We start from the raw sequence: 12,090 nt of genomic DNA, 5'->3' as shown, positions 1-12,090 counted from the left end.
ATGCTGACTTCGCCAGAATCTCTCTATCGCCTCCGCACCATGAACATGCATTCGGGGGTTTGTCTTACACTCAACCTCGAGGAGCCGTTATGTCTCAATTCTTTTTTAATCAACGCCCCCATCTCGTTAGCGACGTGATCGACGGTACAATTATCACCAGCCCGTGGAATAACCTGGCGCGTCTGGAGAGCGATCCGGCCATTCGCATCGTGGTTCGCCGCGACCTTAACAAAAATAACGTGGCGGTGATCTCCGGCGGCGGTTCAGGACACGAACCCGCGCACGTTGGGTTTATCGGCAAAGGAATGCTTACCGCGGCGGTCTGCGGCGACGTGTTCGCCTCCCCGAGCGTGGATGCGGTACTGACCGCTATTCAGGCAGTGACCGGTGAGGCTGGCTGTCTGTTGATCGTGAAGAACTACACCGGTGACCGTCTTAATTTCGGTCTCGCCGCCGAGAAAGCGCGACGCCTGGGCTACAACGTTGAAATGCTGATAGTCGGTGACGATATCTCCCTGCCGGATAACAAACATCCGCGTGGCATTGCGGGAACCATCCTGGTGCATAAAATCGCCGGCTATTTCGCTGAACGCGGCTACAACCTCGCCACCGTCCTGCGTGAAGCGCAGTACGCAGCCAACAACACCTTCAGCCTGGGTGTTGCGCTTTCCAGCTGTCATCTGCCGCAAGAAACCGACGCCGCGCCGCGCCATCATCCGGGTCATGCAGAGCTGGGCATGGGTATTCATGGCGAACCGGGAGCCTCGGTTATCGATACCCAAAACAGCGCGCAGGTGGTCAACCTGATGGTGGATAAACTGCTGACGGTCCTGCCTGAAACCGGCAGAGTGGCGGTGATGATTAACAATCTTGGCGGTGTATCCGTTGCCGAAATGGCTATTATCACCCGCGAACTGGCAAGCAGTACGCTGTACCCGCGTATCGACTGGCTGATTGGTCCGGCCTCGCTGGTCACCGCGTTGGATATGAAAGGATTCTCACTGACGGCCATCGTGCTCGAAGAGAGCATCGAAAAAGCGCTGCTGACCGCAGTGGAAACCAGCAACTGGCCGACTCCCGTCCCACCGCGTGAAATCAGCTACGCGCCATCATCCCAGCGCAGCGCGCGCGTGGAATTCCAGCCCTCTGCCAACGCGCTGGTCGCCGGGATTGTGGAGCTTATCACCGGAACGCTTTCCGGTCTGGAAGCACATCTCAACGCGCTGGATGCCAAAGTCGGCGATGGCGATACGGGTTCAACCTTTGCCGCCGGCGCGCGTGAAATTGCCAGCCTGCTACAGCGTCAGCAGCTTCCGCTGGATGACCTTGCCACGCTGTTCGCGTTGATTGGCGAACGTCTGACCGTGGTGATGGGGGGTTCCAGCGGCGTGCTGATGTCTATTTTCTTTACCGCCGCCGGGCAGAAACTGGAACAGGGAGCTAGCGTTGCCGAAGCGCTGAATACAGGTCTGGCGCAGATGAAGTTCTACGGCGGCGCAGACGAAGGCGATCGCACCATGATAGATGCCCTGCAACCCGCACTGACCTCACTGCTGGCGCAGCCGCACAACCTGCATGCCGCTTTTGACGCCGCGCAAGCCGGAGCCGAACGAACCTGCCTGTCGAGCAAAGCCAATGCAGGTCGCGCATCCTATCTGAACAGCGAAAGCTTGTTGGGTAATATGGACCCCGGCGCGCATGCCGTCGCAATGGTATTTAAAGCGCTGGCGGAGAGTGAGTTGGGTTAAGTCATAAATGCCTGATGCGCTTCGCGCATCAGGCAGAACGTTAACGATAAACGCGGAGGCCACCCTCGACGCCGCGACTAAACAGTACCTGCCAAAGCTCAATATCTCTGGCGCGGAAAGCCCCAGCGCAGGCGCATAAATAGTAATTAAACATTCTTCTGAAGGTGGCGGAGTAACGTGAAGACAGCTCCGGCCATGCCTGATTAAAACGCTCATGCCAGGCCATCAGCGTTTTATCGTAATCGCTGCCAAAGTTATGCCAGTCTTCCATTACAAAGCGCGATTCGCTGGCCTCGGCAATATGCGAAATCGCCGGTATGCAACCGTTCGGGAAAATGTATTTATTGATCCACGGATCGACGCTCATCCCCTTTTTGTTGCTGCCAATGGTATGCAGCAGGAACAGCCCGTCCGGTTTTAAACAACGGTCGGCGATGCTGAAATAGGTGTCGTAGTTTTTCGGCCCGACGTGTTCGAACATCCCCACGGAGACAATGCGATCGTAGTGTTTATCGAGGTCACGATAATCCTGCAGCAGAATGTTAACGTCCAGCCCTTCACAGCGCTGTTGCGCCATTTTCTGCTGCTCTTTTGAGATAGTGACGCCTTCGACCGCCACGCCATAATGACGCGCTGCATATTCCGCCAGTCCGCCCCAGCCACAACCGATATCGAGTAAACGCATACCCGGTTTGAGTTGTAGCTTCTCACAAATCATTTTCAATTTGGCATTTTGCGCTTCGTCTAATGTGGTGGCGTCTTTCCAGTAACCACAGGAATATTGCATGTGCGGATCCAGTATCAGCGAAAAAAGATCGTTCCCAATATCATAATGTTCTTTGCCGACAATCCACGCGCGGCTCCGCGACTGCAAATTAAACAGGCGGGCGCTGACAATGCGTAAAATATCTTTCAGGTTGCCCGGCATTTGGGTGATGCTGCCAACTTACTGATTTAGTGTATGATGGTGTTTTTGAGGTGCTCCAGTGGCTTCTGTTTCTATCAGTTGTCCCTCCTGCTCAGCTACTGAAGGCGTAGTGCGTAACGGTAAAAGTACTGCCGGACATCAGCGCTATCTCTGCTCTCACTGCCGTAAAACATGGCAGCTACAGTTCACTTACACCGCCTCTCAGCCCGGTACACACCAGAAAATCATTGATATGGCCATGAATGGCGTCGGATGCCGCGCCAGTGCACGAATTATGGGCATTGGCCTCAACACGATTTTACGACACTTAAAAAACTCAGGCCGCAGTCGGTAAACTCACGTATACAACCGGGCAGTGACGTCATTGTTTGCGCGGAAATGGACGAACAGTGGGGTTACGTCGGCGCTAAATCCCGCCAGCGCTGGTTGTTTTACGCGTATGACAGGATACGGAGGACGGTTGTGGCGCACGTATTCGGTGAACGCACGTTGGCCACGCTGGAGCGTCTTCTTGGCCTGCTGTCGGCCTTTGAGGTCGTGGTATGGATGACGGATGGCTGGCCGCTTTATGAATCACGCCTGAAGGGAGAACTGCACGTTATCAGCAAGCGATATACGCAGCGCATTGAGCGGCATAACCTGAATCTGAGGCAGCATCTGGCAAGGCTGGGCAGGAAGTCACTGTCGTTCTCAAAATCGGTGGAGCTGCATGACAAAGTCATCGGGCATTATCTGAACATAAAACACTATCAATAAGTTGGAGTCATTACCCAGTTTTTGGGGGCACCTCAGAAAACGGAAAATAAAGCACGCTAAGGCATAGCTGACCTTGCCAGGCCTGCTTCGCCCTGTAGTGACGCGATCAACGGGCAGGAAACATTCCCCTTTCGTGCATGGCAGGCGCACACGAGTTCAGACAGCACGGTTTCCATGCGCGCCAAGTCGGCCATCTTCTCGCGCACGTCCTTGAGCTTGTGTTCGGCCAGGCTGCTGGCCTCCTCGCAGTGGGTGCCATCGTCGAGCCGCAACAGCTCGGCAATCTCGTCCAGACTGAACCCCAGCCGCTGTGCCGATTTCACGAATTTCACCCGAACCACGTCCGCCTCCCCATAGCGGCGGATGCTGCCGTAAGGCTTGTCCGGTTCCGGCAACAGGCCCTTGCGCTGATAGAAGCGGATTGTCTCCACGTTGACCCCGGCCGCCTTGGCAAAAACGCCAATGGTCAGGTTTTCCAAATTATTTTCCATATCGCTTGACTCCGTACATGAGTACGGAAGTAAGGTTACGCTATCCAATCCAAATTCAAAAGGGCCAACGTATGTCTGAACCACAAAACGGGCGCGGTGCGCTCTTCGCCGGCGGGCTGGCCGCCATTCTTGCATCGACCTGCTGCCTGGGGCCGCTAGTACTGGTCGCCCTGGGCTTCTCCGGTGCTTGGATCGGCAACCTGACGGTGCTGGAACCCTATCGACCGTTGTTCATCGGCGCGGCGCTAGTGGCGCAGTTCTTCGCCTGGAAGCGGATTTACCGGCCCGTGCAGGCATGCAAGCCAGGTGAGGTCTGCGCGATTCCGCAGGTGCGCGCCACCTACAAGCTGATTTTCTGGATCGTGGCCGTGCTGGTCCTGGTCGCGCTTGGATTTCCCTATGTCGTTCCATTTTTCTATTAACCAGGAGTTCATCATGAAGAAACTGTTTGCCTCCCTTGCCCTCGCCGCCGCTGTTGCCCCGGTGTGGGCCGCTACCCAGACCGTCACGCTAGCGGTTCCCGGCATGACTTGCGCCGCCTGCCCGATCACAGTCAAGAAAGCGCTCTCCAAGGTCGAAGGCGTGAGCAAGGTCGATGTGGGCTTCGAGAAGCGCGAGGCCGTCGTCACTTTTGACGACACCAAGGCCAGCGTACAGAAGCTGACCAAGGCCACCGCAGACGCCGGCTATCCGTCCAGCGTCAAGCAGTGAGCCAGCAAGCCAACGACAACAGCGAGAGCCGCTTCATGGGACTGATGACACGCATTGCCGATAAAACCGGCGCGCTCGGCAGCGTCGTTTCCGCGATGGGCTGCGCCGCCTGCTTTCCAGCCCTCGCCAGCTTCGGCGCGGCCATCGGGCTGGGCTTCTTGAGCCAGTACGAGGGACTGTTCATCAGCCGCCTGCTGCCGCTGTTTGCCGCGCTGGCCTTCCTGGCGAACGCGCTGGGTTGGTTCAGTCATCGGCAATGGCTGCGCAGTCTGCTCGGCATGATCGGCCCGGCCATCGTGTTTGCGGCCACGGTCTGGCTGCTCGGCAACTGGTGGACGGCGAACCTGATGTACGTCGGCCTGGCCTTGATGATTGGGGTGTCGATCTGGGACTTCGTGTCGCCGGCGCATCGCCGTTGCGGACCGGACGGCTGCGAACTCCCCGCCAAGCGCTTGTGAAAGACGGCTGACCGTGCGACACGGCGGCCCACACGAATAAGGAACGATGGTATGAGCACTCTCAAAATCACCGGCATGACTTGCGACTCGTGCGCAGTGCATGTCAAGGACGCCCTGGAGAAAGTGCCCGGCGTGCAATCAGCGGATGTCTCCTACGCCAAGGGCAGCGCCAAGCTCGCCATTGAGGTCGGCACGTCACCCGACGCGCTGACGGCCGCTGTAGCTGGACTCGGTTATCGGGCCACGCTGGCCGATGCCCCCTCAGTTTCGACGCCGGGCGGATTGCTCGACAAGATGCGCGATCTGCTGGGCAGAAACGACAAGACGGGTAGCAGCGGCGCATTGCATATCGCCGTCATCGGCAGCGGCGGGGCCGCGATGGCAGCGGCGCTGAAGGCCGTCGAGCAAGGCGCACGTGTCACGCTGATCGAGCGCGGCACCATCGGCGGCACCTGCGTCAATGTCGGTTGTGTGCCGTCCAAGATCATGATCCGCGCCGCCCATATCGCCCATCTGCGCCGGGAAAGCCCGTTCGATGGCGGCATCGCCGCTACCACGCCGACCATCCAGCGCACGGCGCTGCTGGCCCAGCAGCAGGCCCGCGTCGATGAACTGCGCCATGCCAAGTACGAAGGCATCTTGGAGGGCAATCCGGCGATCACTGTGCTGCACGGCTCCGCCCGCTTTAAGGACAATCGCAACCTGATCGTGCAACTCAACGACGGCGGCGAGCGCGTGGTGGCATTCGACCGCTGCCTGATCGCCACCGGCGCGAGCCCGGCCGTGCCGCCGATTCCCGGCCTGAAAGACACTCCGTACTGGACTTCCACTGAAGCGCTGGTCAGCGAGACGATTCCTAAGCGCCTGGCCGTGATTGGCTCATCAGTGGTGGCGCTGGAGCTGGCGCAGGCGTTCGCCCGACTCGGAGCGAAGGTGACGATCCTGGCTCGCAGCACGCTGTTCTTCCGCGAAGACCCAGCTATAGGCGAAGCCGTCACGGCCGCATTCCGCATGGAGGGCATCGAGGTGAGGGAACACACCCAGGCCAGCCAGGTCGCGTATATCAATGGTGAAGGGGACGGCGAATTCGTGCTCACCACGGCGCACGGCGAACTGCGCGCCGACAAGCTGCTGGTCGCCACCGGCCGCGCGCCCAACACACGCAAGCTGGCACTGGATGCGACGGGCGTCACGCTCACCCCGCAAGGCGCTATCGTCATCGACCCCGGCATGCGTACAAGCGTGGAACACATCTACGCCGCAGGCGACTGCACCGACCAGCCGCAGTTCGTCTATGTGGCGGCAGCGGCCGGCACTCGCGCCGCGATCAACATGACCGGCGGTGACGCGGCCCTGAACCTGACCGCGATGCCGGCCGTGGTGTTCACCGACCCGCAAGTGGCGACCGTAGGCTACAGCGAGGCGGAAGCGCACCATGACGGCATCAAAACTGATAGTCGCACGCTAACGCTGGACAACGTGCCGCGCGCGCTCGCCAACTTCGACACGCGCGGCTTCATCAAACTGGTGGTTGAAGAAGGCAGCGGACGACTGATCGGCGTGCAGGCAGTGGCCCCGGAAGCGGGCGAACTGATCCAGACGGCCGCACTGGCGATTCGCAACCGGATGACGGTGCAGGAACTGGCCGACCAGTTGTTCCCCTACCTGACGATGGTCGAAGGGTTGAAGCTCGCGGCGCAGACCTTCAACAAGGATGTGAAGCATCTTTCCTGCTGCGCCGGGTGAGGACAAGGAGGTGTGCGATGAGCGCCTACACGGTATCGCAACTGGCCCATAACGCTGGGGTGAGCGTACATATCGTGCGCGACTACCTGGTGCGCGGCTTGTTACGGCCGGTGGCCTGCACCACGGGCGGCTACGGCGTGTTCGACGATGCGGCCTTGCAACGGCTGTGCTTCGTGCGCGCGGCCTTCGAGGCGGGTATCGGCCTGGATGCCCTGGCGCGGCTGTGCCGTGCGCTCGACGCAGCGGACGGCGCACAAGCCGCAGCGCAGCTTGCCGTGCTGCGCCAGTTGGTCGAGCGGCGGCGCGCGGCGTTGGCCCATCTGGACGCGCAACTGGCCTCCATGCCAGCCGAGCGGGCGCACGAGGAGGCATTGCCGTGAACGCCCCTGACAAACTGCCGCCCGAGACGCGCCAACCCGTTTCCGGCTACCTGTGGGGTGCGCTGGCCGTGTTGACCTGCCCCTGCCATCTGCCGATTCTCGCCGCCGTGCTGGCCGGGACGACCGCCGGTGCCTTCCTTGGCGAGCATTGGGGTGTTGCCGCGCTCGCGCTGACCGGCTTGTTCGTTCTGGCCGTAACGCGGCTGCTGCGCGCCTTCCGGGGCGGATCATGACGAGTTCGCAGCCCGCCGGATGGACGGCGGCCGAGTTGGCGCAGGCGGCGGCGCGCGGACAGCTTGACCTGCATTACCAGCCGCTGGTCGATCTGCGCGATCACCGGATCGCTGGCGCGGAAGCGTTGATGCGCTGGCGGCATCCGAGGCTTGGCCTGTTGCCGCCCGGCCAGTTCCTGCCGCTGGCCGAGTCGTTCGGCCTGATGCCGGAAATAGGCGCGTGGGTGCTGGGCGAGGCCTGTCGCCAGATGCACAAGTGGCAAGGACCGGCATGGCAACCGTTCCGTCTTGCCGTCAATGTGTCCGCCAGCCAGGTTGGGCCAACGTTCGACGACGAGGTAAAGCGGGTGCTGGCCGATATGGCCCTGCCCGCCGAGCTTCTGGAGATCGAACTGACCGAATCGGTCGCATTCGGCAATCCAGCCCTGTTCGCCAGTTTCGACGCCTTGCGCGCCATCGGCGTGCGCTTCGCCGCCGACGACTTCGGCACCGGCTATTCCTGCCTGCAACATCTGAAATGCTGCCCCATCACCACATTGAAAATCGACCAATCCTTTGTCGCCAGGCTCCCGGATGATGCCCGTGACCAAACTATCGTGCGGGCGGTGATCCAGCTCGCGCACGGGCTGGGCATGGAGGTGGTAGCCGAGGGTGTGGAAACACCCGACTGCCTTGCGTGGTTGCGGCAGGCGGGTTGCGACACGGTGCAGGGTTTCCTGTTCGCCAGGCCGATGCCGGCGGCGGCCTTCGTCGGCTTCGTCAACCAATGGAGGAACACCACCATGAACGCCAATGAACCGAGCACCAGTTGCTGCGTGTGCTGCAAGGAAATCCCGCTCGATGCCGCCTTCACGCCGGAAGGGGCCGAGTACGTGGAGCATTTCTGCGGGCTGGAGTGCTATCAGCGCTTCCAGGCGCGGGCCAGCACTGCGACCGAAACCAGCGTCAAACCGGACGCTTGTGATTCGCCGCCGTCAGGTTGAGGCATACCCTAACCTGATGTCAGATGCCATGTGTAAATTGCGTCAGGATAGGATTGAATTTTGAATTTATTGACATATCTCGTTGAAGGTCATAGAGTCTTCCCTGACATTTTGCAGGGAATTCCATGACTGGACAGCGCATTGGGTATATCAGGGTCAGCACCTTCGACCAGAACCCGGAACGGCAACTGGAAGGCGTCAAGGTTGATCGCGCTTTTAGCGACAAGGCATCCGGCAAGGATGTCAAGCGTCCGCAACTGGAAGCGCTGATAAGCTTCGCCCGCACCGGCGACACCGTGGTGGTGCATAGCATGGATCGCCTGGCGCGCAATCTCGATGATTTGCGCCGGATCGTGCAAACGCTGACACAACGCGGCGTGCATATCGAATTCGTCAAGGAACACCTCAGTTTTACTGGCGAAGACTCTCCGATGGCGAACCTGATGCTCTCGGTGATGGGCGCGTTCGCCGAGTTCGAGCGCGCCCTGATCCGCGAGCGTCAGCGCGAGGGTATTGCGCTCGCCAAGCAACGCGGGGCTTACCGTGGCAGGAAGAAATCCCTGTCGTCTGAGCGTATTGCCGAACTGCGCCAACGTGTCGAGGCTGGCGAGCAAAAGGCCAAGCTTGCTCGTGAATTCGGAATCAGTCGCGAAACCCTGTATCAATACTTGAGAACGGATCAGTAAATATGCCACGTCGTTCCATCCTGTCCGCCGCCGAGCGGGAAAGCCTGCTGGCGTTGCCGGACTCCAAGGACGACCTGATCCGACATTACACATTCAACGATACCGACCTCTCGATCATCCGACAGCGGCGCGGGCCAGCCAATCGGCTGGGCTTCGCGGTGCAGCTCTGTTACCTGCGCTTTCCCGGCGTCATCCTGGGCGTCGATGAACTACCGTTCCCGCCCTTGTTGAAGCTGGTCGCCGACCAGCTCAAGGTCGGCGTCGAAAGCTGGAACGAGTACGGCCAGCGGGAGCAGACCCGGCGCGAGCACCTGAGCGAGCTGCAAACCGTGTTCGGTTTCCGGCCCTTCACCATGAGCCATTACCGGCAGGCCGTCCAGATGCTGACCGAGCTGGCGATGCAAACCGACAAAGGCATCGTGCTGGCCAGCGCCTTGATCGGGCACCTGCGGCGGCAGTCGGTCATTCTGCCCGCCCTCAACGCCGTCGAGCGGGCGAGTGCCGAGGCGATCACCCGTGCTAACCGGCGCATCTACGACGCCTTGGCCGAACCACTGGCGGACGCGCATCGCCGCCGCCTCGACGATCTGCTCAAGCGCCGGGACAACGGCAAGACGACCTGGTTGGCTTGGTTGCGCCAGTCTCCGGCCAAGCCAAATTCGCGGCATATGCTGGAACACATCGAACGCCTCAAGGCATGGCAGGCACTCGATCTGCCTACCGGCATCGAGCGGCTGGTTCACCAGAACCGCCTGCTCAAGATTGCCCGCGAGGGCGGCCAGATGACACCCGCCGACCTGGCCAAATTCGAGCCGCAACGGCGCTACGCCACTCTCGTGGCGCTGGCCACCGAGGGCATGGCCACCGTCACCGACGAAATCATCGACCTGCACGACCGCATCCTGGGTAAGCTGTTTAACGCTGCCAAGAATAAGCATCAGCAGCAGTTCCAGGCGTCAGGCAAGGCCATCAACGCCAAGGTACGTCTGTACGGGCGCATCGGTCAGGCGCTGATCGACGCCAAGCAATCAGGCCGCGATGCGTTTGCCGCCATCGAGGCCGTCATGTCCTGGGATTCCTTTGCCGAGAGCGTCACCGAGGCGCAGAAGCTCGCGCAACCCGATGACTTCGATTTCCTGCATCGCATCGGCGAGAGCTACGCCACCCTGCGCCGCTATGCACCGGAATTCCTTGCCGTGCTCAAGCTGCGGGCCGCGCCCGCCGCCAAAAACGTGCTTGATGCCATTGAGGTGCTGCGCGGCATGAACACCGACAACGCCCGCAAGCTGCCAGCCGATGCACCGACCGGCTTCATCAAGCCGCGCTGGCAGAAACTGGTGATGACCGACGCCGGCATCGACCGGCGCTACTACGAACTGTGCGCGCTGTCCGAGTTGAAGAACTCCCTGCGCTCGGGCGACATCTGGGTGCAGGGTTCACGCCAGTTCAAGGACTTCGAGGACTACCTGGTACCGCCCGAGAAGTTCACCAGCCTCAAGCAGTCCAGCGAATTGCCGCTGGCCGTGGCCACCGACTGCGAACAATATCTGCATGAGCGGCTGACGCTGCTGGAAGCACAACTTGCCACCGTCAACCGCATGGCGGCAGCCAACGACCTGCCGGATGCCATCATCACCGAGTCGGGCTTGAAGATCACGCCGCTGGATGCGGCGGTGCCCGACACCGCGCAGGCGCTGATAGACCAGACAGCCATGGTCCTGCCGCACGTCAAGATCACCGAACTGCTGCTCGAAGTCGATGAGTGGACGGGCTTCACCCGGCACTTCACGCACTTGAAATCGGGCGATCTGGCCAAGGACAAGAACCTGTTGTTGACCACGATCCTGGCCGACGCGATCAACCTGGGCCTGACCAAGATGGCCGAGTCCTGCCCCGGCACGACCTACGCGAAGCTCGCTTGGCTGCAAGCCTGGCATACCCGCGACGAAACGTACTCGACAGCGTTGGCTGAACTGGTCAACGCTCAGTTTCGGCATCCCTTTGCCGGGCACTGGGGCGATGGCACCACATCATCATCGGACGGACAGAATTTCCGAACCGCTAGCAAGGCAAAGAGCACGGGGCACATCAACCCAAAATATGGCAGCAGCCCAGGACGGACTTTCTACACCCACATCTCCGACCAATACGCGCCATTCCACACCAAGGTGGTCAATGTCGGCCTGCGCGACTCAACCTACGTGCTCGACGGCCTGCTGTACCACGAATCCGACCTGCGGATCGAGGAGCACTACACCGACACGGCGGGCTTCACCGATCACGTCTTCGCCCTGATGCACCTCTTGGGCTTCCGCTTCGCGCCGCGCATCCGCGACCTGGGCGACACCAAGCTCTACATCCCGAAGGGCGATGCCGCCTATGACGCGCTCAAGCCGATGATCGGCGGCACGCTCAACATCAAGCACGTCCGCGCCCATTGGGACGAAATCCTGCGGCTGGCCACCTCGATCAAGCAGGGCACGGTGACGGCCTCGCTGATGCTCAGGAAACTCGGCAGCTACCCGCGCCAGAACGGCTTGGCCGTCGCGCTGCGCGAGTTGGGCCGCATCGAGCGCACGCTGTTCATCCTCGACTGGCTGCAAAGCGTCGAGCTACGCCGCCGCGTGCATGCCGGGCTGAACAAGGGCGAGGCGCGCAATGCGCTGGCCCGTGCCGTGTTCTTCAACCGCCTTGGTGAAATCCGTGACCGCAGTTTCGAGCAGCAGCGCTACCGGGCCAGCGGCCTCAACCTGGTGACGGCGGCCATCGTGCTGTGGAACACGGTCTACCTGGAGCGTGCGGCGCATGCGTTGCGCGGCAATGGTCATGCCGTCGATGACTCGCTATTGCAGTACCTGTCGCCACTCGGCTGGGAGCACATCAACCTGACCGGTGATTACCTATGGCGCAGCAGCGCCAAGATCGGCGCGGGGAAGTTCAGGCCGCTACGGCCTCTGCAACCGGCTTAGC

At 60.8% G+C, this 12,090-nt stretch carries 12 protein-coding genes and 1 pseudogene; 11 read left to right on the top strand and 2 right to left on the bottom strand.

Annotation, left to right across the window (positions count from 1 at the left end; genetic code table 11):
• Nucleotides 1-89: 89 nt before the first annotated feature.
• Nucleotides 90-1,748 (top strand): glycerone kinase, encoded by a 1,659-nt coding sequence (locus HV229_RS02970; RefSeq protein ID WP_016243888.1) that lies wholly within the window; start codon nucleotides 90-92, stop codon nucleotides 1,746-1,748.
• 40 nt (nucleotides 1,749-1,788) lie between these two features.
• Here the strand turns inward: HV229_RS02970 and cfa are convergent.
• Nucleotides 1,789-2,679: pseudogene (gene cfa, locus HV229_RS02965) on the bottom strand (cyclopropane fatty acyl phospholipid synthase); the annotation flags it as partial.
• 55 nt (nucleotides 2,680-2,734) lie between these two features.
• On the opposite strand from cfa, the gene HV229_RS02960 reads away from it, so the two are divergent.
• A protein-coding gene (locus HV229_RS02960; RefSeq protein WP_249417763.1) for an IS1 family transposase occupies nucleotides 2,735-3,432 on the top strand; the annotation gives its coding sequence in 2 pieces (ribosomal slippage) (nucleotides 2,735-2,984 and nucleotides 2,984-3,432; 699 coding nt in all).
• A 56-nt stretch (nucleotides 3,433-3,488) separates the two neighbouring features.
• Here the strand turns inward: HV229_RS02960 and merR are convergent.
• The gene (merR, locus tag HV229_RS02955; protein WP_005303925.1) at nucleotides 3,489-3,923 is read right to left on the bottom strand and encodes an Hg(II)-responsive transcriptional regulator; all 435 of its coding nucleotides are present in this window, start codon (nucleotides 3,921-3,923) and stop codon (nucleotides 3,489-3,491) included.
• A 71-nt stretch (nucleotides 3,924-3,994) separates the two neighbouring features.
• On the opposite strand from merR, the gene merT reads away from it, so the two are divergent.
• From merT to HV229_RS02910, 9 genes are all read left to right on the top strand, one after another.
• Complete coding sequence (gene merT / locus HV229_RS02950) at nucleotides 3,995-4,345, top strand: mercuric ion transporter MerT (protein ID WP_181546876.1); 351 nt, start codon at nucleotides 3,995-3,997, stop codon at nucleotides 4,343-4,345.
• A 13-nt stretch (nucleotides 4,346-4,358) separates the two neighbouring features.
• A complete protein-coding gene (gene merP / locus HV229_RS02945) occupies nucleotides 4,359-4,634 on the top strand; it encodes a mercury resistance system periplasmic binding protein MerP (protein ID WP_000732292.1) in 276 nt (91 codons plus the stop codon).
• A 35-nt stretch (nucleotides 4,635-4,669) separates the two neighbouring features.
• A complete protein-coding gene (gene merC, locus HV229_RS02940) occupies nucleotides 4,670-5,092 on the top strand; it encodes an organomercurial transporter MerC (protein WP_001340589.1) in 423 nt (140 codons plus the stop codon).
• 51 nt (nucleotides 5,093-5,143) lie between these two features.
• Nucleotides 5,144-6,838 carry a mercury(II) reductase gene (gene merA, locus HV229_RS02935; RefSeq protein WP_016240396.1) on the top strand — a complete coding sequence of 565 codons (1,695 nt, stop codon included), beginning with the start codon at nucleotides 5,144-5,146 and terminating at the stop codon, nucleotides 6,836-6,838.
• 17 nt (nucleotides 6,839-6,855) lie between these two features.
• A complete protein-coding gene (merD, locus tag HV229_RS02930) occupies nucleotides 6,856-7,218 on the top strand; it encodes a mercury resistance co-regulator MerD (protein WP_001277456.1) in 363 nt (120 codons plus the stop codon).
• The gene (gene merE / locus HV229_RS02925) at nucleotides 7,215-7,451 is read left to right on the top strand and encodes a broad-spectrum mercury transporter MerE (RefSeq protein ID WP_000993386.1); all 237 of its coding nucleotides are present in this window, start codon (nucleotides 7,215-7,217) and stop codon (nucleotides 7,449-7,451) included. Before merD ends, merE begins: the two co-directional genes overlap by 4 nt.
• Nucleotides 7,448-8,434: a DUF3330 domain-containing protein gene (locus tag HV229_RS26480; protein WP_016240397.1), complete on the top strand. Its 987-nt coding sequence runs from the start codon at nucleotides 7,448-7,450 to the stop codon at nucleotides 8,432-8,434. The genes merE and HV229_RS26480 overlap by 4 nt, the downstream gene beginning before the upstream one ends.
• 125 nt (nucleotides 8,435-8,559) lie before the next feature.
• Nucleotides 8,560-9,120 (top strand): recombinase family protein, encoded by a 561-nt coding sequence (locus HV229_RS02915; protein WP_016240398.1) that lies wholly within the window; start codon nucleotides 8,560-8,562, stop codon nucleotides 9,118-9,120.
• Nucleotides 9,121-9,122: 2 nt separating this feature from the next.
• Entirely contained in the window at nucleotides 9,123-12,089 is a 2,967-nt protein-coding gene (locus HV229_RS02910) for a Tn3-like element TnAs3 family transposase (RefSeq protein WP_001138064.1), read from the top strand.
• Nucleotide 12,090: the final 1 nt, after the last annotated feature.

The sequence above is a fragment of the Citrobacter sp. RHBSTW-00524 genome (assembly GCF_013747755.1).
In the GTDB taxonomy this organism is placed as follows: domain Bacteria; phylum Pseudomonadota; class Gammaproteobacteria; order Enterobacterales; family Enterobacteriaceae; genus Citrobacter; species Citrobacter braakii.
This window is presented reverse-complemented; position numbering and strand designations above follow the sequence as displayed.

Excerpts from the sequence above, each read along its gene's own strand:
- merT (WP_181546876.1), top strand. The coding sequence starts at position 3,995 with ATGTCTGAACCACAAAACGGGCGCGGTGCGCTCTTCGCCGGCGGGCTG.
- merR (WP_005303925.1), bottom strand. The coding sequence starts at position 3,923 with ATGGAAAATAATTTGGAAAACCTGACCATTGGCGTTTTTGCCAAGGCG.
- merP (WP_000732292.1), top strand. The coding sequence starts at position 4,359 with ATGAAGAAACTGTTTGCCTCCCTTGCCCTCGCCGCCGCTGTTGCCCCG.
- HV229_RS26480 (WP_016240397.1), top strand. The coding sequence starts at position 7,448 with ATGACGAGTTCGCAGCCCGCCGGATGGACGGCGGCCGAGTTGGCGCAG.
- merD (WP_001277456.1), top strand. The coding sequence starts at position 6,856 with ATGAGCGCCTACACGGTATCGCAACTGGCCCATAACGCTGGGGTGAGC.
- merA (WP_016240396.1), top strand. The coding sequence starts at position 5,144 with ATGAGCACTCTCAAAATCACCGGCATGACTTGCGACTCGTGCGCAGTG.
- HV229_RS02910 (WP_001138064.1), top strand. The coding sequence starts at position 9,123 with ATGCCACGTCGTTCCATCCTGTCCGCCGCCGAGCGGGAAAGCCTGCTG.
- HV229_RS02970 (WP_016243888.1), top strand. The coding sequence starts at position 90 with ATGTCTCAATTCTTTTTTAATCAACGCCCCCATCTCGTTAGCGACGTG.
- HV229_RS02915 (WP_016240398.1), top strand. The coding sequence starts at position 8,560 with ATGACTGGACAGCGCATTGGGTATATCAGGGTCAGCACCTTCGACCAG.
- merC (WP_001340589.1), top strand. The coding sequence starts at position 4,670 with ATGGGACTGATGACACGCATTGCCGATAAAACCGGCGCGCTCGGCAGC.